Raw genomic sequence first — 26,645 nt, forward strand, 5'->3', positions numbered from 1 at the left:
GATGGTCTTTTCATCCAATGTCTTTTTGTTTCTGTTTCTGCCGATATTTCTCGGCCTGTACTACCTGTGCCCGAATCGCGGGCGCAACCTGCTGATCCTGATCGGCAGCTACCTCTTCTACGCCTGGTGGCGGGTGGATTTTCTCCTGCTGTTCGCCGCCGTGACGCTGTGGAACTACCTCTTCGGCTTGCGCATCCACGCCCACGCCGGCACTGAGACGGCGCGCCGCTGGGTGGTGGCCGGTGTAATCGGCAACCTGGCCACGCTGGGCTACTTCAAGTACGCCAACTTCGGTGTGGCCAACATCAACGCGGTGCTCGAGTCGATGGGCCTGGAGCCCTTCGTGCTGACCTCGGTGATCCTGCCCATCGGCATCTCCTTCTACATCTTCCAGTCGATCAGCTACCTGATCGACGTGTACCGCAAGGACACCGAGCCAACCCGCAACCTGATCAACTTCGCCGCCTTCATCGCTCTGTTCCCGCAACTGATCGCCGGGCCGGTACTGCGCTACAAGGATCTGGCCGACCAGTTCACCGACCGCACCCACAGCGTGGACAAGTTCAGCGAAGGCGCCACGCGTTTCATGCAGGGCTTCGTCAAGAAGGTGTTCATCGCCGACAGCCTGGCGCCGCTGGTCGATCACTGCTTCGCCCTGCAGAACCCCAGCACCGGCGACGCCTGGCTGGGCATGATCGCCTACACCGCGCAGCTGTACTTCGACTTCTCCGGTTACAGCGACATGGCCATCGGCCTGGGCCTGATGATGGGCTTCCGCTTCATGGAGAACTTCAACCAGCCCTATATCAGCCAGTCGATCACCGAGTTCTGGCGGCGCTGGCACATCAGCCTGTCGACCTGGCTGCGCGACTACCTCTACGTGCCGCTGGGCGGCAACCGCCACGGCACCTTCAATACCTATCGCAACCTGTTTCTGACCATGCTGCTGGGCGGCTTCTGGCATGGTGCCAACTGGACCTTCCTGATCTGGGGCGCCTGGCACGGCACCTGGCTGGCCATCGAACGCGCCCTGGGCGTGAAGGCCGCGCCGACCTCGTTCAACCTGTTGAAGTGGGCCTTCACCCTGCTGCTGGTGATGCTCGGCTGGGTCATCTTCCGCGCCGAGAACCTGCACGTTGCCGGGCGCATGTACGCGGCACTGTTCAGCTTCGACAACTGGCACCTGAGCGAGCTGACCCTGGCGCAGATCAGCAGCCTGCAGATGGTCACCCTGGCACTGGCCTGGGTGGTGATCGCGGTCAATGGCGCGCGCCAGTTCCTCGGCCAGCGTCAGGCACAACGCGGCAATGGTTCAGCCGTGTTGCTGGCAAGCGGTGCCGGCGTGATGAGCCGCGTGCACAGCCGTGCGCTGATCGTGCAGGGCGCCCTGCTCCTGCTGTTCTGCGCCTCGCTGCTCAAGCTCTCGGCGCAGAGCTACTCCGCTTTCCTCTACTTCCAGTTCTGAACGGAGGCACTGTCATGAGTCGTACTTTCAAGACCCTTCACGTCGCCCTGTTCATCGCCATCATGCTGCTCACCAGCCTGATCGCCCTGGCGAAACTGGGTGGCTATCGTGCCCCCAAGCACCCGGATCTGCTCGATGGTGAGCTGACGCGCAACTTCGAGCACTACTACGACGAGCAGTTTCCGCTGAAACAGGCAGGCATCAACCTGTGGGCGGCCCTGGAATACCTGGCCTTCGGCGAGGGCCGCGCCGGCCTGGTGATCGGCGAGGACGGCTGGCTGTACTCGGACGAAGAGTTCGACCCGGTGGCCAACGGTCAGCGCCAGATGCGCGACAACCTGGCGCTGATCCGGGGCGTGCAGCGCCAGCTGGAAGAACGCAACGTCCATCTGCTGCTGGCCATCATCCCGGCCAAGACCCGCCTCTACCCCGAGCACACCGGCGCGCATCACCCCAGCGCCCAGCAGGACAGCCTCTACCCGCGCTTCCACAGTGCCGTGCGTGAAGCCGGTATCGCCGCGCCCGATCTGCTCGGCCCGCTGCAGGCCGGCAAGCAACAAGCGCCGATGTTCCTGCGTACCGACACGCACTGGACGCCGGAAGGTGCCGAAGTCACGGCACGCGCCCTGGCCGAAGTGGTACGCAGTGCCGTGCAGCTGCGTGGCGAGCCGCAGGAGTTCGTCACCGAAACGGTGGAAACGCGCGATCACGAAGGCGATCTGACCAGCTTCCTGCCGCTGGCGCCGCTGTTCGAAAGCCTGCTGCCACGCGCCGATCGCCTGCAGCAGCGCGAAACCCACAGCGCTCAGGACGGCGGTGGTGATCTGTTCGGCGACAGCGACCTGCCGGTAGCGCTGGTCGGCACCAGCTACAGCGCCAACCCCAACTGGAACTTCGCCGGTGCCCTGCGCCAGTCGCTCAAGCGCGATCTGGCCAACCACGCCGAAGAGGGCCAGGGCCCGCTGGTGCCAATGCTCAAGTACCTGCAGAGCGACGAGCTGAAGAACGACCCGCCGCAACTGGTGATCTGGGAATTCCCCGAGCGCTACCTGCCGATGAACAGCGATTTCACCGAATTCGACCCGCAATGGCTCGCGTCGCTCAAGGGCAACGGCGAGCAACAGAAGCTGGCGGCGAGCAGCCGCTGACCCATCCCCCAAGGAGGACTATCCATGAAGACTCAAACCACGCTTCGCCGCTTCACCCTCGGTGCCTGCGCCCTGGCGCTCGGCCTCGGCATGCTCCAGGCCCATGCCGGTGACGCCGCGCTGTACGGGCCGAAGGCGCCCAAGGGCTCGGCCTTCGTCCGCGCCTACAACGCCGGCCATGCCGAGCTGGACGTCAATGTCGGCGAGGTGCAGCTCAAGCAGGTCGCGCCGCTGGGCTCCAGCGACTTCAAATTCCTGCCAGCTGGCAGCTACCAGGCTCAGGTCGGCAGCACGGCCCTGCCGGTGAAGCTGGAAGCCGCGCACTACTACACCCTGGTCAACCAGACCGGCGGCGCGCCGCGCCTGGTGGAAGAACCGGCCTTCACCAACAAGCAGAAAGCCATGCTGCGCGTACAGAACCTCAGCGACAGCAAGCTCAGCGTGAAGACCGCAGACGGCAAGACGCCGGTGGTTGCCGACGTGGCACCGAACGGCCGTGGTGATCGCGAGATCAACCCGGTCAAGGTCGGCCTGGCGCTGTATGCCGGCGACAAGAAGATCACCGACCTCAAGCCGGTCACCCTCGAACGCGGCGAAGTGGTCAGCCTGTTCGTCACTGGCGGTCAGGGCAAGCTTTCGCCGGTGTGGGTCAAGCGCCCCATCGACGGTTGAGGCAACAGGTTTTCAGAACAAGGAAAACGGCGGGCACACGCCGCACCGACACGACACGGGCATCCATCTCGATCAACGGTTAAGGAGAGACACATCATGACCCCCATCATTCTTTCCGGTGGCAGCGGCTCCCGACTCTGGCCTCTTTCGCGCAAGCAGTACCCCAAGCAGTTCCTCGCCCTGACCGGCGAGAAAACCCTGTTCCAAGAGACCTTGCAGCGCCTTTCCATCGAGGGCATGCAGCCGCCGGTACTGGTGGCCAATCAGGAGCACCGCTTCATCGTCCAGGAGCAACTGGAGCAGATCGGCCAGCAGGCGCAACTGCTGCTGCTCGAACCCTTCGGTCGCAACACCGCGCCGGCCGTGGCCATGGCCGCGCTGCAACTGCTGGCCGAAGGCCGTGACGAGCTGATGCTGGTGCTGCCGGCCGACCATGTGCTGGATGACCAGCAAGCCTTCCGCCAGGCCCTGGCGCTGGCCACCGTGGCGGCCGAAAAGGGCGAGATGGTGCTGTTCGGCGTACCGGCCAGCCGCCCGGAAACCGGCTACGGCTACATTCGTGGCCAGGCTGACGGCGCTCTGCCCGAGGGCGTGGCGCGTGTTGCCAGCTTCGTCGAGAAGCCCGACGCCCAGCGCGCCACCGAGTACGTGCAGAGCGGCGATTACTTCTGGAACAGCGGCATGTTCCTGTTCCGCGCCAGCCGCTTCCTGGAAGAACTGAAGCATCATGACGTGGACATCTACGACACCTGCCTGCTGGCCCTGGAACGCAGCCAGCGCAAGGACGCCGAGATCGCCATCGACCAGGCCACCTTCGCCTGCTGCCCGGACAACTCCATCGACTACGCGGTGATGGAAAAGACCAACCGCGCCTGCGTGGTGCCGCTGACTGCCGGTTGGAACGATGTCGGTAGCTGGTCGTCGATCTGGGAAGTGCACGACAAGGACGCGGCGGGCAACGTCACCAAGGGCGACGTGGTGGTCGAAGACAGCCGCAACTGCCTGATCCACGGCAACGGCAAGCTGGTGTCGGTGCTTGGCCTGGACGACATAGTCGTCGTAGAAACCAAGGACGCCATGATGGTGGCGCACAAGGATCGCGTGCAGGACGTCAAGAAGCTGGTCGGCAAGCTCGACGCGCAAGGCCGCAGCGAGACCCAGAACCACTGCGAGGTCTACCGCCCCTGGGGCTCGTACGACTCGGTGGACATGGGTGGGCGCTTCCAGGTCAAGCACATCACCGTCAAGCCGGGTGCACAGCTCTCCTTGCAGATGCACCATCACCGCGCCGAGCACTGGATCGTGGTGTCCGGCACGGCCAAGGTGACCTGCGACGAGCGTGAGTTCCTGCTCACCGAAAACCAGTCCTGCTACATCCCGATGACCTCGGTTCACCGCCTGGCCAACCCGGGCAAGATCCCGCTGGAAATCATCGAAGTGCAGTCCGGCACCTACCTGGGCGAGGATGACATCGAGCGCCTGGAAGACGTGTACGGCCGCAGCGATGCACTGGCTGCTGGCGCCGCTCACTGAGGTGTTCGTAGCCGGATGCAAGCTGGGGCGATCTCGGCCCCGGATTGCATCCGGGCTACGTCCTGTCACAGCCTGCAACGGCACACGCGGTTACCCTGATCGGGGGCCTTGTGTAGGATGAGAGCAGACTTCGCAAAGGGCTGCTCTCATGCTGTTCGGTGCCGTACTGGCCATTACCTGGCTGATCCTGCTGATCCGTTATCCGACCAAGGCCCTGCCCGTATCGGCAGCCGCCCTGCTCGGCCTCGGCCTGGTCGCCTGCTGGGTGCTCTGGCAGGAAAGCCGCGACGCCCGCGATCTCGCCCACCTGGAACTGCGCATCCACTACACACCGCAGCAATGCCCGGGCGACCGGCCACTGGCTGTCGAACTGAAGAACGGCAGCGATGCCGCCCTGCAGGAACTGCACTGGGAGGTCAGCGCCTACCGACCCGGCACCAGCACCAACCTGGCCCAACGCCTCTACGAATCACCGCGCTACGACGGCCCCGGCGACCTGCTGCCGGGTGAAAGCTGGCAGGATTGCCTGCCCCTGCCCGACCTGCGCAGCGGCTACCGTCCGAATACCCTGGAGTTTCGCGCCGAACGCCTGCAAGGCCGCTTCGCCCGTTAACCCGCGCTGACGCCTGCCAAGCTGATTCGTCCCCTACAAATGCGCTACGCCACCACGAACGGCTCGCATGAGCAGACTCGGGCAGCGTCCTCTGCGAGTGCTAAGCTGCACATCCATTCGCCTCAGGGAGCCCAGCCCAATGCCTCAACCCAGCGTCCTCATCACCGGCTGCTCCAGCGGCATCGGTCGCGCCCTGGCCGATGCTTTCAAGGCCGCCGGTTATGCCGTCTGGGCCACGGCGCGCAAGGAGGCGGATCTGGCTAATCTGCAGCAGGCCGGTTTCCACGCCGTACAGCTCGACGTGAACGACGCCAATGCCCTGCAGCAACTGGCCACACGCCTGAGCGAGGAAATCGGCGGCCTCGACGTACTGATCAACAACGCCGGTTACGGCGCCATGGGCCCGCTGCTCGACGGCGGCGTGGAGGCCATGCAGCGGCAGTTCGAAACCAACGTGTTTTCCATCGTCGGAGTCACCCGCGCCTTCTTTCCGCTGCTGCGCCGCAGCCGTGGTCTGGTGGTGAACATCGGCAGCGTCTCTGGCGTGCTGGTCACCCCATTCGCTGGCGCCTACTGCGCGTCCAAGGCCGCCGTCCACGCCCTGAGCGATGCCCTGCGCATGGAACTGGCGCCCTTCGCCATCGAGGTGATGGAAGTACAGCCCGGCGCCATCGCCTCCAGCTTTGGCGCCAATGCCAGCCAACAGGCCGAGGCGCTGATCCGCCAGGACTCGCCCTGGTGGCCGCTGCGCGAAGGCATCCGCGCCCGCGCCAGCGCCTCGCAGGACAAGCCCACCCCGGCCTGCGACTTCGCCGCACAACTATTGGCCGCCGTGCAACGCGACAAACGCCCACGCTTGCTGCGCCTGGGCAATGGCAGCCGCGCCCTGCCGCTGCTCGCCGCACTGCTGCCCAAGGCACTGCTCGAGCGGGTGCTGCGCAAGCGCTTCGGCCTGGCCCGCTCGCTGTGAACGATTCCGTGCAGTTGCGCTATTACACCCTCGCCGGAGTGATTGCAGCGATAGCACTGAACCTGCTGCTGCGCACCTTCGTACGCCTGGGCGGCGTATTCACCACCCTGCTGATCGCCGCCGCCATCGCCGCCGGCCTGGCACTGGTCTTTCACTGGCGAGTCGGGCGCGCGCCGAGCAACGCCGAGCGCTGGCGTTTCACCCTGCTCTATGGCGGTGTGCTCGGGCTGCTCTACTTGGGGTTGCTGGGCATGATGTACATGCAGGACACGCCCAGCCCCATGGGCCTTCTGTTGTTTAGCCTGCATTACCTCTGTTACCCGGTGCTGGCCTGGCTAGCGTTTTCGCCGCGCCATGGCCGGCACGGCTGACGCGGCATCAGCCGAACCAGGCCCTGGCAACGACTAGCCATCGCTCAATGCCCGTCGAGGTAACGCTCGACATCCAGCGCGGCCATGCAACCGGCCCCCGCCGAGGTAATGGCCTGGCGATACACCGAATCGGCCACGTCGCCGGCAGCGAATACGCCGGGGATGTTGGTTGCCGTGGCATTGCCGTCGCGTCCGCCGTTGACCACCAGGTAGCCGTCCTTCAGCGCCAGCTGGCCCTCGAACAGGCTGGTATTGGGCGTGTGACCGATGGCCACGAACAGGCCTTCCACCTTCAGCTCCCGGTAGGCACCGCCGTATTGCTTGAGGCGTACACCGGTGACGCCGCTGGCATCGCCCAGCACTTCGTCGACCTCGGCATTGAGCTGCAGCTCGATCTTGCCCTCGGCGACCCGCGCCTGCAGCTTGTTCTGCAGGATCTTCTCGGCACGGAAGGCATTGCGCCGGTGAATCAGGGTGACCTTGCTGGCGATGTTGGACAGGTACAGCGCCTCTTCGACGGCAGTATTGCCGCCGCCAACCACCGCCACTTCGCGGCCGCGATAAAAGAACCCATCGCACGTGGCGCAGGCCGACACGCCACGCCCCATGAATGCCTCTTCGCTGGGCAAGCCGAGATAGCGGGCACTGGCACCGGTGGCGATGATCAGCGCATCGCAGCTGTAACGGCCGCTGTCACCGACCAGGGTGAAGGGCTTGCCCGCCAGATCCACAGCCGTGATGTGGTCGAAAACGACCTCCGTCTCGAAGCGCTCGGCGTGTTCCTGCATGCGTTGCATCAACGCCGGGCCGGTCAGCCCATGCGGGTCGCCCGGCCAGTTGTCCACTTCGGTGGTGGTGGTCAGTTGGCCGCCGGCCTGCATGCCGGTAATCAACAGCGGTTTCAGGTTGGCGCGCGCGGCATAGACCGCAGCGCTGTAACCGGCAGGCCCGGACCCCAGGATGATGACGCGCGCGTGGCGAGCGATGGCCATGAAACTACTCCTCGCCAGCCTGCTGGGCCGGCATCGACGAGAACGGCCGCTGGCCATCCTCACGTCGCAAGGCGACGAAATAAAAGGGAGCTCTCGAAGCACTAGGGGAAGGCTTGGAAGGATGAGAGCCCCGTGAAAACGAGATCGGGCGCAAGGCTATCCGGGCGGTTCCGGGCTGGGAAATATGCATTGCCAATTCGCGGCATAGAGCCACCCTATCGGCGCGACACCATGCGCTGAACTTTCGCCCTGCCGGGGAAGTCGGTATGGTCGCGCCAAATCGTCATCCAGGAGGCCATCATGCCCGCCGCTCCCGTTCTGTCCGGCCCGCAATACCTGCGCGAAGGCCTCAAGCTGGTGCTCAGCCCCGGCCTGCGCCTGTTCGTGCTGTTGCCGCTGGCGGTCAACCTGATCCTGTTCGCCCTGCTGATCGGCTTCGCGCTCAGCGAGTTCAGCGGCTGGGTCGATACCTTCATGCCGACCCTGCCGAGCTGGCTGAGCTTTCTGCAGTACATCCTCTGGCCGTTGTTCGTGGTGCTGGTGCTGCTGATGGTGTTCTTCACCTTCACCCTGCTGGCCAACATCATCGCCGCGCCGTTCAACGGTTTTCTCGCCGAGAAGGTGGAAGTCGTCGTGCGCGGCGAGGATCACTTCCCGCCGTTCAGCGTCGCCGAACTGACCGCAATGGTGCCGCGCACCCTCAGCCGGGAGATGCGCAAGCTGGCCTACTTCCTGCCCCGCGCCCTCGCCCTGCTGATCCTCAGTTTCATCCCGGTGGTGAACCTGGTCGCCGCGCCGCTGTGGCTGCTGTTCGGCGTGTGGATGATGGCCGTGCAATACATTGACTACCCGGCGGACAACAACAAGATGAGCTGGCCGGACATGCTCGCCTGGCTGCGCGAGAAGCGCTGGCAGAGCATGAGCTTCGGCAGCATCACCTACCTGGCCCTGCTGGTGCCGGGGCTGAACATCCTGATGATGCCGGCCGCCGTGGCCGGTGCGACCTTGTTCTGGGTGCGCGAGCGCGGCTAGTCGCGCTCGTCACGAAGACGCAACACAAGCGTCACAGACCTTACATCGCACAGGCAGAGACTGCGTTCATGAACGCATCGTCTCTGCATATCGCGCTGATCAGTGAAACCTTCCCGCCGGAAGTCAACGGCGTGGCCAATACCCTCGGCCGTCTGGTCGATGGCCTGCGTGGGCGCGGCCATCGTGTGCAGCTGGTGCGCCCCCGGCAAAGCACAGACACGGCGGCGCAACCCGACCCGCAATTGCTGCTCACCCGTGGCTGGCCGCTACCCGGCTACCCTGGCCTGCAATGGGGCCAGACCTCGCTGCACAAGCTGCTGCGGCGCTGGAAAAGGCAGCGCCCCGATGTGCTCTACATCGCCACCGAAGGCCCGCTTGGTTTCTCTGCGCTACGCGCCGCACGGCGCCTGGCGATTCCGGTGGTCAGCGGCTTTCACACCAACTTCCAGCAGTACACCGGGCACTACGGTATCGGCCTGCTGACACGGGCGATGACCAACTACCTGCGCTGGTTCCACAACCGTACGCAGATGACCCTGGTGCCCAGCGTCGGGCAAAAGGTCGACCTGGAGCGTCGCGAGTTCGAGCGCCTGGCCCTGCTCGCCCGAGGCGTCGACAGCCAGTTGTTCCACCCCCGCAAGCGCAGTGATGAGCTGCGCGCCAATTGGGGGCTCGGCGCAGATGACCTGGCGGTGCTGCATGTCGGCCGCCTGGCAGCGGAGAAAAACCTCGGGCTGCTGATCAAGGCTTTCCGTCAGTTACAGGGAAGCTATCCGCAACGGCGCATGCGCCTGATCCTGGTCGGCGACGGCCCGTTGCGTGCCAGCCTTCAGGCGCAATTGCCCGACGCCGCGTTTTGCGGTCTGCAGCGCGGGGAAGAGTTGGCCAGGCACTACGCCTCGGGTGATCTGTTCCTGTTCCCAAGCCTGTCGGAAACCTTCGGCAACGTGGTGCTGGAGGCCCTGGCCTCGAGCCTCGGTGTGGTGGCCTTCGATCAGGCCGCAGCGGCTCAGCATATCCACCACGGCCACAATGGCCTGGTCGCTCGCCCCGGCGATGAAGCAGGCTTCTGCGAGGCGGCTTGTCAGGCTCTGGCAGACGCGGAAATGCTGCGGCGGATACGCCTGAACGCCCGGCGCCACGCCAGCCACCTGAGCTGGGACGGCATCGTCGCGCAGTTCGAGACGCACCTGCGCAGCGCCATGCAGCCTCAGTTCAGCGTCGAAGCAGCGCTTGCCGGTAGGGCGGGTGAAACCCGCCACTGAGACAATCTGGCGGGTTTCACCCGCCCTACGGAGCCACGTAGCTGCAGGCATAAAAAAGCCCCGATGTGCCGGGGCTGGAAAAATGGGGCGCCGAATCGCGGCGCCCGATAGAAGCGGGCTCAGACCAGGGTGGTCAGTGCTTCGCGGCTGAACGGCAGGATGTCCTGCTCGCGACCTTCGCGCACCTTCAGCGCCCAGTCCGGGTCGACCAGCAGCGCACGGCCTACGGCAACCAGGTCGAACTCTTCCTTGTTCAGGCGCTCGAGCAGGTTTTCCAGGCTGGCCGGTTCGGCCACCTTGTCGGTCTTGACCATGAACTGCAGGAACTCGCCATCCAGGCCGACGCTGCCGACGGTGATGGTCGGTTTGCCGGTGAGCTTGCGCGTCCAGCCGGCCAGGTTGAGGTCGCTGCCTTCGAACTCCGGCTCCCAGAAGCGCCGGGTCGAGCAGTGGAAGATGTCCACGCCGGCATCGGACAGCGGTTTGAGGAAGGCCTCCAGTTGTTCCGGGGTCTGTACCAGGCGTGCGGTGTAATCCTGCTGCTTCCACTGCGAGTAACGCAGGATGATCGGGAAGTCCGGGCCGACTGCCGCGCGCACCGCCTGGATCAGCTCGATGGCGAAACGCGAACGCGCCGCCAGGTCACCACCATAGCCGTCGGTACGCTGGTTGCTGCCCTCCCAGAAGAACTGGTCGATCAGGTAGCCGTGGGCGCCGTGGATCTCCACGCCGTCCATGCCGATGGCCTGGGCGTCGCGCGCAGCCTGGGCGAAGGCGGCGATCACCTCATCGATATCGGCCTGGGTCATGCCATGCACCACCACCTGACCGTCCTTGACCTTCTCCATCGGGCCATAGCCGGGCACGCTGGCATCCGGCTCGGTGCCCAGCTTGCGCACGTTGCCCACATGCCAGAGCTGCGGGACGATCTTGCCGCCCTCGGCATGTACGGCGTCGACCACCTGCTTCCAGCCGGCCAGGGCATCCTCGCCGTAGAAACGCGGCACGTTCGGGTAGCCGTTGGCCGCCTTGTGCCCGACGGTGGTGCCCTCGGTGACGATCAGGCCTACACCTGCGGCTGCACGGCGACGGTAGTACTCGACGACCTTGGCGTTGGGCACGCCACCGGGCGAGAAGGAGCGGGTCATCGGCGCCATGACCACACGGGTCGGCAGCTCCAGGTTACCGAGGCGGAACGGGGCGAACAGGGCTTGAACGGGAGCGCTCATCATCTTTCCTCTGGGGTTGAACGGTTAATCAGGCCTGCAGCAAACGCTCCAGGCGGGTGACGAAAGCGTGCAGCGGCTGCAGGTTGCGGCCCACCTTGAGGCGGGCGAGCACGCCCTGCCAGGCGTCGCTGATAAAGGTGGCGAGATTGCCGCAATCCTCATCGGCCGGCAGTTCGCCGGCGGCCTGCGCCTGCTCCAGGCAGCCACGCAGGATGTCCACCGAGGCCTGCTGGATGGCTGCAACTTCGGCGCCGATCGCCGGCAGCATCTCGCTCATCTCGAAACTCAGGCTGCCGATGAAGCAGTGGTACTGCGGCGTCTCCTGCCGAGCGAAATGCGCCAGCAGGTCGCGGTAGTAAGCGAGGATGCGTGCACGCGGGCTCAGCGCCGGATCATTCAGCGCCTGGGCATAACGCGCCAGCCGCGGCCGATAGATGAAGGCCAGCGCCTGCAGGGCGAAGTCTTCCTTGCTGGCGAAGTAGTGATAGAAGCTGCCCTTGGGAATCCCGGCCGCCTGGACGATCTCCAGCACGCCGGTGCCGTGATAACCGCGCCGGGTCATCACCGCCGAGCCTTTGCTCAGGATCAGGTCGCGTTTGTCGAGTCGAATGCTGTTCATGGTGCCGAGCATATGACCGGTCGTCTCGCTCGGCACAGCACTATTGATATTGGTGATTGAGGACTAGAAAACGTAGGGCGGGTGCAACCCGCCGCTAGCCGATCTGGCGGGTTTCACCCGCCCTACTCAAGCTCAGGGTTGCAGCCAGATCAGCGAGGCGAAACGCCCGGTGCGGGCGCTGCGACGGTAGGAATAGAAACGCGGGTCGTTGTAGGTGCACAGGCCACCGCCGCTGACGGCGGTTACGCCGATGGCGGCCAGACGAATACGCGCCAGTTGGTAGATATCGGCCATGAACTTGCCAGCGTTGACGCTGGGCACGAACGCCGCGGCAGCCTCGGCATGCTGCTGCACGAAGGCCTCGCGCACTTCGCCACCCACTTCGAACGCCGTCGGGCCGATGGCCGGGCCGAGCCAGACCAGCAGCTCTTGCGGCGCGATGTCCAGGGCCTTGACGGTCGCCTCCAGCACACCACCGGCCAGCCCGCGCCAACCGGCATGCGCCGCCGCCACGCGGGTGCCGGCGCGGTCGCAGAACAGTGCTGGCAGGCAGTCGGCAGTCATCGCCGTGCAGGCGATACCGGGCGTGGCCGTCCAGTTGCCGTCGGCTTCGATGACGGTCGCCGGATCGGCCTCGGCCACCACGATGCCGTGCACCTGACGCAGCCAGGCGGGTTGGCAGCCGAGCATATCGACCAGATGCTGACGATTGCTCGTCACCGCAACCGGGTCGTCATCGACATGGTCGCCGAGATTGAAGCTGTCGAACGGTGCGGCACTGACACCACCGCTACGCGTGGTCACACAGGCGCGCACGTTGGCCGGCGCGGGCCAGTCGGGCGTCAACCAGTCGTGGGCACTCACCCGACGAATGCCTCGCGATCCTGGCGCAGCAGGGTCAGCAGCCAGACCAGGTCGTCCGGCAGTGGCGACTCCCACTTCATGCGCTGCCCAGTGGCCGGATGCTCGAGTTCGAGAAAGCGCGCATGCAGTGCCTGGCGCGGGAATTCCTTGAGACTCTGCACCAGGCTCTGGCTGGCGGCAGGCGGGATGCGGAAACGCCCGGCGTAGACCGGATCGCCCACCAGCGGGTAGCCGACATGGGTCATGTGCACACGAATCTGGTGAGTACGCCCGGTTTCCAGCTTGACCCGCACATGGGTGTGCGAGCGGTAGCGCTCGAGCACGCGGTAATGACTGACCGCCGGCTTGCCGCCGTCGGTCACCGCCATGCGCTGGCGCTGGCTGGAGCTGCGGCCGATAGGCGCGTTGATGGTGCCGCCGGCGGTGATCACGCCAATGCAGATGCATTCATAGATACGGCTGACGGTGCGCTTCTGCAGTTGCTCGACTAGGTTGGTCTGCGCCTGCAGGGTCTTGGCGACCACCATCAGGCCGGTGGTGTCCTTGTCCAGACGATGGACGATGCCGGCACGCGGTACGTTGATGATGTCCGGCACGTGATGCAGCAGAGCATTGAGCAAGGTGCCGTCGGCATGCCCGGCGGCCGGGTGCACGACCAGACCGGCAGGTTTGTCGATCACCAGCAGGTGCTCGTCCTCGTAGACGATGTTCAGCTCGATGTCCTGTGCGATCCATTCGCCCTGGGCTTCCTGCTCGGCATCGAGCACCAGCTTCGAGCCGGCGTGCACGGTGTCGCGCGGGCGCGCCACGGCGCCGTCGACGGTCAGGCGGCCGTCCTTGATCCAGGCGGAAAGACGCGAACGAGAGAACTCGTCGAACAATTGTGCGGCGACCTGATCGAGGCGCTGGCCGCCCAGTTCGAACGGCACTTCGGCCTGGAGTTGGATGGGCTGTTTAATCGTGGAAGTCATCTTCGGCAACGGCGGGTGCCCGGCCTTTGGTTTCGGCGACGGGCTTGTGGTTAAATACGGCGTCTTTGCCCCAGGGGTTTCCAGGGGGCGCTCATCATAACAGGACGGCCCTGCAGCCGTCACAGGGACGCAAGCCGCTATGCAAGTGAAACACCTGCTGCTGATCGCCATCCTCGCCCTTACCGCCGCCTGCTCTTCCAAGCAGCCGGAGGTCGATGAAAACCTCAGCGAGGCGGAGCTGTACCAGCAGGCCCAGGCCGACCTGGACAGCCGTAGCTATACCCAGGCCGTCGCCAAGCTCAAGGCGCTGGAGTCGCGTTACCCCTTCGGCCGTTATGCCGAGCAGGCGCAGCTGGAGCTGATCTACGCCTACTACAAGAACGTCGAGCCGGAGGCTGCCAAGTCCTCGGCTGAGCGTTTCATCCGTCTGCACCCGCAGCATGCCAACGTCGACTACGCCTACTACCTCAAGGGCCTGGCCTCGTTCGATCAGGATCGCGGCCTGCTGGCGCGCTTCCTGCCGCTGGACATGACCAAGCGTGACCCGGGCGCGGCGCGCGACTCCTACAACGAGTTCGCCCAGCTCACCAGCCGCTACCCGACCAGCCGCTACGCACCGGACGCCAAGCAGCGCATGATCTACCTGCGCAACCTGCTGGCGGCCTACGAAGTGCATGTCGCCCACTACTACCTGACCCGTCAGGCCTATGTCGCCGCTGCCAACCGAGGCCGCTACGTGGTGGAGAACTTCCAGGAAACTCCGTCGGTCGGTGACGGCCTGGCGATCATGACCGAGGCCTACCAGCACCTGGCGCTGAATGACCTGGCGGCCACCAGCCTGGAAACCCTCAAACTCAACTACCCGGATCACCCCAGCCTGCAGGACGGCCAGTTCGTCCCGCTGCAAGAGGAAGACGACAACCGCTCCTGGCTGGCCAAGGCCACCCTCGGCCTCCTGGACACCGAAGCGCCGCTGCCGCCGGGCGAGACTCGCGCCAACCAGGACGTGATCCGCCAGTACGAAGATGCCGTGCAGCAGATCCCGCGCGAGCTGCAGCAGGACGCCAAGACCGGCGAGACCGAGCAGAAGCGCTCGTTCTGGAGCTACCTGACCTTCGGCCTGTTCGACTGACCGAAGGCATCAGCACAAAAAAGGAGGCCACGGCCTCCTTTTTTGTGCCTGTGAACTGCGCAGTACGTGCCATTTAGCCACTGTGCCGACGGCGTGGGCTTGGCTAAACTGCCAGCCTCAATCACGAAGAAGAGTGCACCATGGGTCTGTTTCGCCTGCTGTTCTGGATCGCCATCATCTGCGCTGCGGTCTGGGTCTGGCGTCGCTACATCAGCGCACCGAAGGCCGCCAGGCAATCACCCCGGCAGCAGGACGCCGCGCCCATGGTGCGTTGCGACCATTGCAGCGTGCACGTTCCGCAGGCCCAGGCGCTGAAACAGGATCAACGCTGGTTCTGCAGCCAGGCGCACCTCGAACAAGGTACGCAATCCGGTGATCGCTGATACGACCACCGCCCTCGACAGCACGCCTGCACGGCGGATTCTCCGGCTTTACAACTTCTACCGGCTCAGCATCGGCCTGGCGCTGGTGCTGCTGATTTCCAGCAAGCTCGACGAGCAGTTTCTGGACGTCGTACACATTGAGCTGTTCCGCACTGGCAGCTGGATCTACCTGATCCTCAACATCTTCATCACCGTACTGGTGCACAGGCCCAAGCACCTGGTGCAGTTATTCAGCCTGGCGCTGGTCGACGTGATCTTCCTCTCGGCGCTGTTCTACGCCGCCGGCGGCACGCCCAGCGGCATCGGCAACCTGCTGGTGGTCGCCGTCGCCATTGCCAATATTTTGCTGCGCGGACGTATCGGCCTGCTGATCGCGGCGATCACCGCCATTGCCCTGATCTTCACCACCTTCTACCTGAGCCTGCATTACCCGGCTGCCTCCAGCCAATACGTGCAGGCCGGCGCGCTTGGAGCGCTGTGTTTCGCCGGCGCCCTGTTCATTCAGGGCATCACCCGCCGCCTGCGCCTGAGCGAGACGCTGGCCGAGCAGCGCGCCGCCGACGTGGCCAACCTGGAAGAACTCAACACGCAGATCATCCAGCGCATGCGCACCGGCATCCTGGTGCTCGATACCCAGCACCGCGTGCTGCTGGCCAACCAGGGCGCGACACAACTGCTCGGGCGCGGCGAGCTGAGCGGCAAGATCATCGATCCGCACTGCCCGGAGCTGGTCAAGCGCCTGCAGCAATGGCTGCACAACCCAACCCTGCGCCCGGAGAATCTGCAAGCCCAGGCGGATGGCCCAATCCTGCAACCCAGCTTCATTTCCCTGCAGCGCGGCGAGGCGCAGCACACGCTGGTGTTCCTCGACGATATCTCGCAGATCGCCCAGCAGGCGCAGCAACTCAAGCTTGCCTCCCTCGGCCGCCTCACCGCCGGCATCGCCCACGAGATTCGCAACCCGCTGGGCGCCATCAGCCACGCTGCCCAGTTGCTGCAGGAGTCCGAAGACCTGCAAGGCCCGGATCAGCGCCTGGCGCAGATCATCCAGGATCACTCCAAGCGCATGAACCTGGTGATCGAAAACGTCCTGCAGCTTTCCCGCCGTCGCCAGGCCGAGCCGCAGTTGCTCGACCTCAAGTACTGGCTGCATCGCTTCGCCAGCGAGTTTCGCAGCTCGGCCCCCGCCGACCGCCAGCTCCATCTGGAGGCACGCGGCGGCGGACTGCAAACTCGGATGGATCCGCACCAGCTCAATCAGGTGCTGACCAACCTGGTACAGAATGGCCTGCGCTACAGTGCCCAGAAGCACCGGTTTGGCCAGGTCTGGCTGCGCCTGTTCCGTGATGCGGAAAGCGATCTGCCCGTGCTGGAGATTCTCGACGACGGCCCAGGCGTGCCGCCGGAGCAGGAACAGCATATCTTCGAGCCCTTCTACACCACGGAAAACAAGGGCACCGGCCTTGGCTTGTACATCTCTCGCGAGCTGTGCGAGAGCAACCAGGCCCGCCTCGATTACAAACCCCGCGAAGAAGGCGGCAGTTGCTTCCGCATCACCTTCGCCCATCCGCGCAAGCTGAGTTGAGCATGAACCGCCAGAGAGCCCTGATCGTCGACGACGAGCCCGATATCCGCGAACTGCTGGAGATCACCCTCGGCCGCATGAAGCTGGATACCCGCAGCGCGCGCAACGTCAAGGAAGCGCGCGAATGGCTGGCGCGTGAACCTTTCGATCTGTGCCTGACCGACATGCGCCTGCCGGACGGCACCGGCCTCGACCTGGTGCAACACATCCAGCAGCGCCACCCACAGGTACCGGTGGCGATGATCACCGCCTACGGCAGCCTGGATACCGCGATCAATGCCCTCAAGGCCGGGGCATTCGACTTCGTGACCAAGCCGGTGGATCTCGGCCGCCTGCGCGAACTGGTCGCCGCCGCCATGCGCCTGCGCACGGCGGAAGACCAGGACGTGCCGGTCGACAGCCGCCTGCTCGGCGACTCTCCGCCCATGAAATCGCTGCGCAAGCAAATCCAGAAACTCGCCCGCAGCCAGGCGCCGGTCTACATCAGCGGTGAATCGGGCAGCGGCAAGGAGCTGGTAGCACGCCTGATCCACGAGCAGGGGCCGCGTGCCGAACGCCCCTTTGTTCCGGTCAACTGCGGCGCGATTCCGTCTGAGCTGATGGAAAGCGAATTTTTCGGCCACAAGAAAGGCAGCTTCACCGGCGCCATCGAAGACAAGCAGGGGCTGTTCCAGGCGGCCAACGGCGGCACCCTGTTCCTCGACGAGGTCGCCGATCTGCCACTCCCCATGCAGGTGAAACTGCTGCGCGCCATTCAGGAAAAGGCCGTGCGCGCCGTCGGCGGCCAGCAGGAAGTGGTGGTCGATGTACGCATCCTCTGCGCGACTCACAAAGACCTTGCAGCCGAAGTCGCCGCCGGCCGCTTCCGTCAAGATCTCTACTACCGCCTCAACGTCATCGAACTGCGCGTGCCGCCGCTGCGTGAACGTCGCGAAGACATCGCCCAACTGGCAGAAGTCATGCTCGCGCGCCTGGCCGACGCGCCCGGCCTGACTGCCGCGAAACTGCACCCCGAGGCGCTGGAGAAGCTGAAGAACTACCGCTTCCCCGGCAACGTGCGCGAGCTGGAGAACATGCTTGAGCGTGCCTATACCCTCTGCGAAGACGACCAGATCACCCCCAATGATCTGCGCCTGGCCGATGCCAGCGGCCCGAGCAGTGAAGGCGGCGAAGCAAGCCTGGCGCAGATCGACAACCTCGAGGACTACCTCGAAGACATCGAACGCAAGCTGATCATGCAGGCCCTGGAGGAAACCCGCTGGAACCGTACAGCCGCCGCCCAACGCCTGGGCCTGACCTTCCGCTCGATGCGTTATCGCCTGAAAAAGCTGGGTATCGACTGAAATGCTGCGCCAACGGCAGTCGCTGGCGCTACCGCGCGGCTAACCCAGGCGATTGCCCGGCGCATAAGGCGCCGGATCGATGATCAGCTCGCCCCCCTGCATCAGATCGACCAGCAACTGGCAGGAGGCCGGAGCCAGCACTAGGCCATTGCGGAAATGCCCGCAGTTGAGCCACAGGCCCGGATGAGATGGCAGTTCGCCGATAAAGGGGATGCCCTCTGGCGAGCCCGGGCGCAATCCCGCCCAATGCCCGACCACCTGTGCACCGGCGAGCGCCGGCAAAAGCTCCTCGGCGGAAGCCTTGAGGCTCTCCAGCGCAGTGTCGGTCGGCGTCTTGTCGAACCCGGCATATTCCAGCGTACTGCCGACGAGAATATGGCCATCCCTGCGCGGAATCGCATAGCGCCCCTTGGCCAGCACCATGCTCGGCAGAAAGTCCTCGGCGCACTTGTACAGGATCATCTGCCCTTTTACCGGCTCGACGGGTAGCTCCAGACCAAGCGTCTTCAGCAACTCGCCACTCCAGGCTCCAGCGGCCAGCACCACCCGCTCGGCGCGAATAGACTCAGTGCCGGTGGTGACGCCACGGATACGACCGTCCTCGCGTATGAAACCGGTCACTGGGCAGTGCTCACGAATCTCGACGTTCGGCATGGCGGCCAGCGCCGCACGTAGCGCCTTGACCAGACGAGGGTTGCGCACATTGGCCACACCCGGCAGATGAATGGCGCGCGCGAACCCTGCACCGAGCACCGGAACCTGGCGATATACCGACGCGATATCCACCGAATGCAGATCCCGCCCTTCACGCTCGGCCCAGCTCAACGCCTCGGCTTCATCATCCAGATCCAGCCAGTGCAACCCGGTGACATGCACCTCGGGATCAAGCCCCGTCTGCGCCAGCAAGCGCTGTCCGAACCCTGGGTAGAAATCCTGCGACCAATGCGCCAACGCCGTTACCGCCGCACTGTAACGCCAGGGATAGAGCGGCGACACGATACCGCCACCGGCCCAGGAGGACTCACGCCCGGCCTCGCCGGCCTCAAGCACGGCGACTGACTCCCCAGCAGTCGCCAGCATCAGTGCGGATAGCATCCCCAAGGCACCACCGCCGACAACCAATATCCGTCCAGCACTTTTCATACAGCGATCCTGAGCTAGCCTATTCGTTTAAACCCAATCAGCTAGCAAGGATGCTGGAACATGCCCGGGAAAATCTATGGGCGGACGCTCATCGAAATGATGTGCGCTCTCGCCGTCGTCGCTCTCCTTCTGACAACCGCACTGCCGAATCTGCAGAGCCTGATTGAGAGCAATCAGCGAATTCAAACCAATAATCAAATGGTTGCCACACTGCTACATGCACGCAGCCGTGCGGTATTCACACGACAAATCATCACACTCTGTGGCGGGCAGCATGACTGCTCGGGAACACGGCAATGGCAGGGCTCCCTACTGGTGTTCATCGACAAGAATGCCAACGGCAAGATCGATCCAGATGACGAAATCCTCTACCAGTCCGAAATCAAAGAAGACTTTTCCTGGCACTGGAACAGAACGAACGGATACATCCAGTTCGAAGCTGACGGCTCGACACGAGCCCTCAATGGCACCCTTACGCTCTGCAAAGACAGTGTCCCGCAGAACCATATCGTGATCAGCCTCTCCGGCCGAACACGCACGGAGCCCGCCAAAGCAGATGCAGGATGCTGAGTCCCAAAGTGACGCGCGTCACAGCAGAGCACTGGCAGATGTTCCTTATCCGCCAATTCGTCCGCCTGTCCGTCTCGAACAGGTTTGATTGCCACATGTTGCTAAATTAACGTCGAGTTTCTAAGCGAATCTTGGCGGAGCGTCCATGGCATCGAGTAAAGGGTTCACATTGATCGAGCTGATGGTGGTGCTCGCAATCATCGCCATCGTCGCAGCGGTTGCCGTGCCCAGCTATCAAAGCAGTATTGAGGCTGGTCGCAAGACCTCTGCAATCAACAACCTGCTCGGTGCCCTGCAGTTCGCTCGCAGTGAAGCTGTCACGCGTCGCAGCGACGCGGTGAAGGTCTGCGCCAGCGGCGGAGGCAACAGTTGCAGCGGCAACGATTGGAGCACCGGAGGCTTGGTTCTTGATGGTGCAACGCTTCTGCGCAGCATCCCCCCAGCACCAGGGGTCGTCATCACGGGAGACGCGATCACCTTCAACAACGATGGCACGACCACTGCCAGCACGTTGAGTGTCGCGGGCAAGACACTCTCGGTGAATATTGTTGGCGCCGCCAAGATCAACTGACAGGAATACGATGATGAGCAAACGGTTTTCCTCGATTCAACGAGGTTTCACCCTGATTGAGGTGATGGTGGCCGTGGTGATTCTCGCGGTCGGCTTACTCGGCATGGCCAGCCTGATGGCGCGCAGTCAGAAGTCCAACGAAAGCGCTTATTCCCGCAGTCAGGCAACCCTGATGGCGTACGACATAGTCGAGCGCATGCGCACCAACATCGTCGACCCAGCGAGCAGTGACAAGAAGTACAAAGTCATCTTCGCCACCGATAGCAGCAGCAATGCCAACAAGTACGCCATTTCCAGCCTGCCGAACTGTACTGCCCCGACAGGAACCATTCCGGCCGGCGGCGCGAGCAGAGCGAGCTACGACCTTGCCGCCTGGTGCACCTCTCTGAAGGCCAGCCTACCTAGCGTCGACACAGCCAATACCAAGATATCGCTCGACACCAGCAAGCTCGATACGCTCGGCACTGTCACCGTTACCGTGAGAATTCAGTGGCAGGACAACAGCAAAGACGATGGACAAACTCAGTACGTCGAGGTGGTGACCTCAGTATGAATGCCTTCAAACAACGCGGACTGTCGCTAATCGAAGTCATGGTTGCCGTGGTGATCAGCTCCATTCTGATCCTTGGCGTCACGGATCTATTCAATAGCTCGTTCATGTCTGGGCGTAGCAACTCGGAGTTAGCGCGCATTCAAGAAAACGGTCGACTGGCGATGGAGGTCATTGGTTCGGACGCGCGTCTTGCCGGTCTGCAGACCTGCACGACCAATAACTGGAAAGCAGATCCAATAGAGGATGCCGTTGCACTTGGTAGCAACCAGAAGAGTCTGACCCTGAAATATATCGATCCGAAGAAATGTGACGATGTGGGTGCTGCTCTGCAAACCGTTACCTACACCTTTGCCAATAACGGCTTGAGCAAATCTGTCGATGGCAACGCTGCCCAACCCTTGCTGGGCGACGACACAGAACCCGTCGATGGTAGCTTCACGTTACTCCCCGACAACAGCACGCCTGAAACCGCTAATGCAGTACAGATAACACTCCAAGTGCAGAGTTCTCAGGCCAACTTCAGTGCTCGTGAATTCAGCTCTACCTATGAGCTCAAGAATCGCCTCATTGCCAGGGATTAAGCTGATGAATCCATCCAAACAAAAAGGCATGGTGCTTCTGGTCAGCCTCATCCTTCTGCTCATGCTGACCCTGATTGCCATCACGGCCTCCAACCAGGCCACCCTGCAGTTGCGCATATCGTCCAACAGCGAACAACGCACCATGGCGTTTCAAGCGGCAGAGGGAGGCATCGCGAACTGGGTCAGCAGTTACTTCATCGAAGCAGACAATTCGAAGCTGCCCAAGAGCGGCACTATCGGCGAAACGTCCTTCAGTATCGTGGAGAGCAAATCACGCTGGGATATCGCCTGCCCCGGAGGCAACCTCGGCATAGGTACCGGCACACCACGCATGGACTGTTTCGATCTGACGGTCGAGGGTGGGAGTGTCTGTGAAAATGGGGTTTGTGCAGTGAAAGCCATCCATCGTCAAGGTGGGCAGCGCCGAGGGGACATCCAGTGAAACCGTCAAATCTCTTTAATCGTCACGCCACCGGGGCATATGCAATGAATCCCTTCCATTTCCTGCGCCGCACCAGCACCTTCAGCCTTGCCGGTGTTCTGATCCTGCACAGTGCGATCAGCCTGGCCGACGATACCGAGGTGTTCTTCGGCACCAAGCCGGACAACGACACGCGCCCCAACGTTCTGTTTATCCTCGATGACTCAGGCTCCATGGGCTGGTGCATCAACAGCAACCGAACCTGCAACACCGACAACAGGATGAAGGCCCTCAAGGACACGATGACCAACCTGCTCAACACCACCAGCGGCGTTAACGTCGGTTTGATGGTGATGAACAACTCGGCAGGGACACAGGGAGATGCCAGCGTACCGCGTTTGCTGCAGCCGGTGGACAACATCGACGCCGCAGTGAACATCAAAGTCTCCAGTCCGGAGATCAAGATCAGCGCAGATGATGCCAGTCGTTACAACGGCAGCAACAATATCGCCGACCCAACACTGGTGATGGGCTATATCAAGAATCCCAGCACCACTGGCACTGTCGTACGAAGCCTGGGCGTACCGAATACCTACTCCAACGACAACAGCACCTATTACGTGCGCAATGACGTTACCTGCTCGGTAAAAATGGATGCAACCACTGAATGCCCGGCCGGCCAGATCACGCAACTCAACTCGGGCAAAGGTTCTACTGGCCAAGACGGCCTGCTGCTGTTCCGCAACCTGAATATCCCCAAGGGCGTGACCATCACCAGTGCCACGCTGGAACTGAGCCCCGTGACGGCCACTGGGGCTACGACAGCCAACCTGAGCCTGGTCAACTCCAAAACCCCCGAGGCGTTCAACCACAGCTCGCCGCTCGTCAGTACATTTACGGCCAATACGGCAAGAACCAGCACGGTAAGCAGCGGTGTGCACAGGTTCGACGTTACCAGTCTGTTGACTGCGCAACAGAATCTTACCCCCACTCTCAACCCAATCGGTGACGTGGCGATTCGTCTGCGTGCGACCAGTCAAAACAACTTCACCTACGCGGTCGGGGATGTTGCCAACGCACCGCAACTGACCATTACCTACACCGGCAGTGAGAGTAGTGACCGCACCACCGGACTGCGCTTCCAGACGGTAAACATCCCGCAAGGCGCTACCATCACCCGCGCCACGCTGAACTTCGTTCCAGCCAGTTCGGATGACCGAACCGTAAGCTTCGACGTAGCAGCAGAAACCAGCGACAACGCCAGCGACTTCAGCGGTGCCGATTTTTCCTCGCGCCCGAAAACCAGCGCTACCCCATGGACACCGGCTGCTTGGCGTACGGCTAACCCGCCGGTCTACACAGAGAGCGGTGCCGACGTCACGGCTCAGGTTCAGGCGGTAGTCAACCGGAGCGGCTGGTGTGGCAACAATGCCATGGCATTCTTCCTGACCCCCACTGGTGGCGATGGTAGCCGTACCGCAATCAGTAAAGACGGCAACGATGGCTTCAAGCCGACGCTCAGTATTAGCTATACAGGTGGCGATACAGGCTGCACCAAACCTATCGTCGACCTGAGCCTGATCGACGATAAGGACGATGCACGACAGTTCCGTACCGGCTCCTGGTGGAACACCAATAACACTGCCGTGAGCGTCAATGAAAGCACGCTGTCTTTCAGTGACACATACACCTACGTAGGTGCGCGCTTCCAGCAGGTTCCCTTCAAGCAGGGCGCCACCATCGATGAAGCTCGCCTGATCGTGACCCCCAATAGCGCCAGCGGTACGACTGTCACAGCCAATGTGTATTTCGAGAACGTTGGTAATTCGGCAGCCTTCAACACCAGCAACAACAACCTCGGCCAGCGCGCTGCAACCACGACCTCAGCCTGCACCTTTACCAGCCAGGGCCCTGGCATTCCGGTGATCTGCGAGCCTTCTGGCCTCAATACAGCCCTGCAGAACGTTCTCGGCCGTAGCGATTGGGCAGATGGCAACGCACTCAGCGTGTTGATCAAGCAGACCTCGTCGTCGTCCAACTTCAGCCTGAATGCGTTCGAGAACAGCAAAGCAGCGGCCATTCGCCTGCAGGTCAAACTGGCCAAAGGCACGGATCTGACCGACAGTACCTACAAGGTGCGCGACTACCTGAAAGGCGTCGTCGGTGACATGCAAGCCAACAACGGTACGCCAATCGTCGATCTGCTCTATCAGGGCGCCAGTTACTACACAGCACTGTCCGGCAAGCACAAAGGCCCAACCAGCCCAATCCAGAGCAGTTGCCAAGCCAACTACCTGGTACTGATGACCGATGGCCAGGCAAACAGCAATAGCAACACCATCATCAGCAATGCCAAGAGCCTGATCGGTGGCTCCTGTGCTCCGCGCGACAGTGGCGAACAGACCAATGGTGAAACCTGCGGCGTTGAAATCGCCAAATGGCTGAACAGCACCGATCAGTCCAGCACGCTGGACGGCGACAACCTCGTCACGACTCATACCGTGGGCTTTGCCCTGCAGGCCAGCGCAGGCGCCAAGAAATACCTGGCAGACATTGCAACTGCAGGCGGCGGGAAGTCCTATACCGCTGATGATGCAAATGCCCTGGCCAATGCCTTCAACAGCATCATTCAGGAAGCACTGGCGACCGATACGACCTTCGTCAGCGCCACCGCGCCGGTGAACTCATTCAACCGTCAGGATCACAAGGATCAGCTGTATTTTTCCCTGTTCCGCCCCTCCTCAACCGATCGCTGGCCAGGCAACCTGAAGCGTTATCGGATGGGGGTTCAGAACGGCTCGCCCTTGATCCTGGATCAGGACAACACGGCTGCCATCGACGCCAATACCGGCTTCTTCCGCAACAACGCGCGTAGCTGGTGGTCCTCCAGCAATGATGGCAGCAACGTCGCAGCAGGCGGCGCGGCAAGCAATCTACCCGTCCCAAACAATCGCAATCTGTGGACGAACATCGACGGTGGTACCACGCTCACCAAGCTCGACACGAGCCTGACACCTTCGCAGATTGGTGCTGCCAACAATACCGAGCGTGACACTCTCATCAACTACATTCGTGGTTATGAGACAGGCACGACCAGCATGCGCCAGGCGATGGGTGATCCAATCCACTCCACGCCCAGCGTGGTGACCTACGGCTGCTCCGCCAAAGACAGTGACGGTAACTGCACCAGCGAAATCCAGAGCGCGATCATCGGCACCAACGAAGGCTTCGTGCAACTGGTCAACACCAACACAGGGGCAGAGCAGTTTGCTTTCATGCCAAGGGAGCTGCTGGGCAATATCAAGCGCCTGTCGGCCAACGCCAATACTGGCGATCTTTCCCACGTATACGGCATGGACAACAGCGTGACCGTATGGGCCGAAGACACTAATGAGAACGGCGAAATCGACAGCGGCGAGTTCGTCTACGCCTATGCCAGCATGGGCCGTGGCGGACGTAATCTGTATGCGCTCGATATCACCAGCCCCACCTCTCCGAAGATCAAGTGGATCATTCAGGGCGGCAGCGGCCAGTTCACCAAGCTCGGTCAAACCTGGTCTGCACCGGTCAAAACCAAGATCAAAGTCGGCAGTACCATTACCGATGTGTTGATCTTTGCCGGCGGCTATGACCCGAATCAGGATCCGCTGAAAAACCAGACCAACGTCCGCCGTACCGACACCCAGGGCAACGACCTGTTCATCGTCGACGCCAAGAGTGGCAGCTTGCTCTGGTCCGCCTCTGCGGCCGGCATCAACATGAATTACAGCGCACCCAGCAGGCCCACCGTGATCGGCCTGCAAACCAACGCAGCCGGCCAACCGATTCTCAACCCGGAAGGTCTGGCTACGCAGATATTCGTCGGCGATATGGGCGGGCAGGTTTGGCGCTTCCTGATCAATAACGGTGGTTCAGGGAATGGTTTGGCCAGCGGTAATGTATTTGCCAGCATTGCCGGTTCGGATGAAGCCAGCGCTCGTCGGTTCTATAACGAACCTGCAGTTGCGCTACTCAGTGCCAATAACAAGGTGTACCTGACGGTCAGCCTGGGCTCTGGTTATCGCGGCCATCCGCTCGACAAGGTCATTCAAGATCGGTTCTATTCCTTCCGTACCGAAGACCTGAACAAACTCGGCACAACCCTGAATGAAAGCAGCCTGTATAACGCAACCAGCTTGGTTACCTCCGATCCGGATCAGCTAAAAGCGATCCTGAACAAGGACGGTTGGTATATCACCTTGGCAGCAGACGGAGAGAAGGTGCTATCCAATACCCTGGCTATCGCAGGCAATCTGTACTTCAACACCTATCAACCCGTCGTAGCACAAAACGCCTGCCGTGCTACGCAGGGTGTATCGCGTGGGTATCGAGTCAATCTGCTCGACGGCACTGCCGTTGACAGCACTCGCTCCACCGTCCTGAAAGGCGCGAGTCTGCCGTCCAACCCTCAGGTTTACTGCAAAGGCGACACCTGCTGGGCATACAACGACCCCTCTCAGCTCATTCCAGTTGGCAATGATGACGACGATGATGATGACAACGACGGAAAACCAACGCCTTATGACATGGCCAGTAAGAGCCGCTTGTACTGGACCGACAAATCCGAAGAGAAGTGATCG

General features: G+C 62.5%; 25 protein-coding genes. 19 read left to right on the forward strand and 6 right to left on the reverse strand.

What is annotated here, in order from left to right; translation table 11 throughout:
* Position 1 precedes the first annotated feature (1 nt).
* From VC352_RS15380 to VC352_RS15410, 7 genes are all read left to right on the forward strand, one after another.
* Positions 2-1,465: an MBOAT family protein gene (locus VC352_RS15380; protein WP_322980401.1), complete on the forward strand. Its 1,464-nt coding sequence runs from the start codon at positions 2-4 to the stop codon at positions 1,463-1,465.
* 14 nt (positions 1,466-1,479) lie between these two features.
* A complete protein-coding gene (locus tag VC352_RS15385) occupies positions 1,480-2,613 on the forward strand; it encodes an alginate O-acetyltransferase (protein ID WP_322980402.1) in 1,134 nt (377 codons plus the stop codon).
* A 24-nt stretch (positions 2,614-2,637) separates the two neighbouring features.
* Entirely contained in the window at positions 2,638-3,285 is a 648-nt protein-coding gene (locus tag VC352_RS15390) for an alginate O-acetyltransferase AlgF (RefSeq protein WP_322980403.1), read from the forward strand.
* Positions 3,286-3,381: 96 nt separating this feature from the next.
* Positions 3,382-4,818: a mannose-1-phosphate guanylyltransferase/mannose-6-phosphate isomerase gene (locus tag VC352_RS15395; protein ID WP_322980404.1), complete on the forward strand. Its 1,437-nt coding sequence runs from the start codon at positions 3,382-3,384 to the stop codon at positions 4,816-4,818.
* A gap of 148 nt (positions 4,819-4,966) precedes the next feature.
* Positions 4,967-5,431 (forward strand): multidrug transporter, encoded by a 465-nt coding sequence (locus tag VC352_RS15400; RefSeq protein ID WP_322980405.1) that lies wholly within the window; start codon positions 4,967-4,969, stop codon positions 5,429-5,431.
* A gap of 139 nt (positions 5,432-5,570) precedes the next feature.
* Positions 5,571-6,401, forward strand: a complete 831-nt coding sequence (locus tag VC352_RS15405) for an SDR family oxidoreductase (RefSeq protein WP_322980406.1) — start codon at positions 5,571-5,573, stop codon at positions 6,399-6,401.
* Positions 6,398-6,772, forward strand: a complete 375-nt coding sequence (locus tag VC352_RS15410; protein ID WP_322980407.1) for a hypothetical protein — start codon at positions 6,398-6,400, stop codon at positions 6,770-6,772. The genes VC352_RS15405 and VC352_RS15410 overlap by 4 nt, the downstream gene beginning before the upstream one ends.
* Before the next feature lie 44 nt (positions 6,773-6,816).
* On the opposite strand, the gene trxB is transcribed toward VC352_RS15410, so the two are convergent.
* The gene (gene trxB / locus VC352_RS15415) at positions 6,817-7,764 is read right to left on the reverse strand and encodes a thioredoxin-disulfide reductase (RefSeq protein WP_322980408.1); all 948 of its coding nucleotides are present in this window, start codon (positions 7,762-7,764) and stop codon (positions 6,817-6,819) included.
* 300 nt (positions 7,765-8,064) lie between these two features.
* Here trxB and cysZ point away from each other — a divergent pair, with 300 nt between their 5' ends.
* Both cysZ and VC352_RS15425 read left to right on the forward strand, forming a co-directional pair.
* The gene (gene cysZ, locus VC352_RS15420; protein ID WP_322980409.1) at positions 8,065-8,796 is read left to right on the forward strand and encodes a sulfate transporter CysZ; all 732 of its coding nucleotides are present in this window, start codon (positions 8,065-8,067) and stop codon (positions 8,794-8,796) included.
* Positions 8,797-8,864: 68 nt separating this feature from the next.
* On the forward strand, positions 8,865-10,061 hold the full coding sequence (locus tag VC352_RS15425) for a glycosyltransferase family 1 protein (protein ID WP_322980410.1): 1,197 nt from the start codon (positions 8,865-8,867) through the stop codon (positions 10,059-10,061).
* A 119-nt stretch (positions 10,062-10,180) separates the two neighbouring features.
* Here the strand turns inward: VC352_RS15425 and VC352_RS15430 are convergent, their stop codons facing one another.
* The 4 genes from VC352_RS15430 to rluD all read right to left on the reverse strand — a co-directional run bounded on the left by VC352_RS15430 (position 10,181) and on the right by rluD (position 13,744).
* Positions 10,181-11,290: an NADH:flavin oxidoreductase gene (locus VC352_RS15430; protein ID WP_322980411.1), complete on the reverse strand. Its 1,110-nt coding sequence runs from the start codon at positions 11,288-11,290 to the stop codon at positions 10,181-10,183.
* Between the two features lie 28 nt (positions 11,291-11,318).
* The gene (locus tag VC352_RS15435; RefSeq protein ID WP_322980412.1) at positions 11,319-11,909 is read right to left on the reverse strand and encodes a TetR/AcrR family transcriptional regulator; all 591 of its coding nucleotides are present in this window, start codon (positions 11,907-11,909) and stop codon (positions 11,319-11,321) included.
* A 132-nt stretch (positions 11,910-12,041) separates the two neighbouring features.
* Positions 12,042-12,773, reverse strand: coding sequence for a peptidoglycan editing factor PgeF (gene pgeF, locus VC352_RS15440; RefSeq protein ID WP_322980413.1), 732 nt, complete (start codon positions 12,771-12,773; stop codon positions 12,042-12,044).
* Complete coding sequence (rluD, locus tag VC352_RS15445) at positions 12,770-13,744, reverse strand: 23S rRNA pseudouridine(1911/1915/1917) synthase RluD (RefSeq protein WP_322980414.1); 975 nt, start codon at positions 13,742-13,744, stop codon at positions 12,770-12,772. Before rluD ends, pgeF begins: the two co-directional genes overlap by 4 nt.
* 139 nt (positions 13,745-13,883) lie before the next feature.
* Here rluD and VC352_RS15450 point away from each other — a divergent pair, with 139 nt between their 5' ends.
* The 4 genes from VC352_RS15450 to VC352_RS15465 all read left to right on the forward strand — a co-directional run bounded on the left by VC352_RS15450 (position 13,884) and on the right by VC352_RS15465 (position 18,187).
* Positions 13,884-14,876, forward strand: coding sequence for an outer membrane protein assembly factor BamD (locus VC352_RS15450; protein ID WP_322980415.1), 993 nt, complete (start codon positions 13,884-13,886; stop codon positions 14,874-14,876).
* Between the two features lie 140 nt (positions 14,877-15,016).
* Positions 15,017-15,259 carry a PP0621 family protein gene (locus VC352_RS15455; protein WP_322980416.1) on the forward strand — a complete coding sequence of 81 codons (243 nt, stop codon included), beginning with the start codon at positions 15,017-15,019 and terminating at the stop codon, positions 15,257-15,259.
* Positions 15,249-16,844 (forward strand): sensor histidine kinase, encoded by a 1,596-nt coding sequence (locus tag VC352_RS15460; RefSeq protein ID WP_322980417.1) that lies wholly within the window; start codon positions 15,249-15,251, stop codon positions 16,842-16,844. The genes VC352_RS15455 and VC352_RS15460 overlap by 11 nt, the downstream gene beginning before the upstream one ends.
* Positions 16,845-16,846: 2 nt before the next feature.
* Entirely contained in the window at positions 16,847-18,187 is a 1,341-nt protein-coding gene (locus tag VC352_RS15465; RefSeq protein ID WP_322980418.1) for a sigma-54 dependent transcriptional regulator, read from the forward strand.
* A 39-nt stretch (positions 18,188-18,226) separates the two neighbouring features.
* On the opposite strand, the gene thiO is transcribed toward VC352_RS15465, so the two are convergent.
* On the reverse strand, positions 18,227-19,330 hold the full coding sequence (thiO, locus tag VC352_RS15470) for a glycine oxidase ThiO (RefSeq protein ID WP_322980419.1): 1,104 nt from the start codon (positions 19,328-19,330) through the stop codon (positions 18,227-18,229).
* A gap of 60 nt (positions 19,331-19,390) precedes the next feature.
* Here thiO and VC352_RS15475 point away from each other — a divergent pair, with 60 nt between their 5' ends.
* From VC352_RS15475 to VC352_RS15500, 6 genes are all read left to right on the forward strand, one after another.
* A complete protein-coding gene (locus VC352_RS15475) occupies positions 19,391-19,900 on the forward strand; it encodes a GspH/FimT family pseudopilin (RefSeq protein ID WP_322980420.1) in 510 nt (169 codons plus the stop codon).
* 145 nt (positions 19,901-20,045) lie between these two features.
* Complete coding sequence (locus VC352_RS15480; RefSeq protein ID WP_322980421.1) at positions 20,046-20,471, forward strand: GspH/FimT family pseudopilin; 426 nt, start codon at positions 20,046-20,048, stop codon at positions 20,469-20,471.
* 13 nt (positions 20,472-20,484) lie between these two features.
* Positions 20,485-21,024, forward strand: coding sequence for a type IV pilus modification protein PilV (pilV, locus tag VC352_RS15485; RefSeq protein ID WP_322980422.1), 540 nt, complete (start codon positions 20,485-20,487; stop codon positions 21,022-21,024).
* Positions 21,021-21,605, forward strand: a complete 585-nt coding sequence (locus VC352_RS15490; protein ID WP_322980423.1) for a PilW family protein — start codon at positions 21,021-21,023, stop codon at positions 21,603-21,605. The genes pilV and VC352_RS15490 overlap by 4 nt, the downstream gene beginning before the upstream one ends.
* A gap of 4 nt (positions 21,606-21,609) precedes the next feature.
* Positions 21,610-22,047, forward strand: coding sequence for a PilX N-terminal domain-containing pilus assembly protein (locus VC352_RS15495; protein WP_322980424.1), 438 nt, complete (start codon positions 21,610-21,612; stop codon positions 22,045-22,047).
* Positions 22,048-22,091: 44 nt separating this feature from the next.
* Entirely contained in the window at positions 22,092-26,642 is a 4,551-nt protein-coding gene (locus VC352_RS15500; RefSeq protein WP_322980425.1) for a pilus assembly protein PilY, read from the forward strand.
* Positions 26,643-26,645: the final 3 nt, after the last annotated feature.

The organism is Pseudomonas sp. C11, assembly GCF_034683865.1.
Taxonomy (GTDB): domain Bacteria; phylum Pseudomonadota; class Gammaproteobacteria; order Pseudomonadales; family Pseudomonadaceae; genus Aquipseudomonas.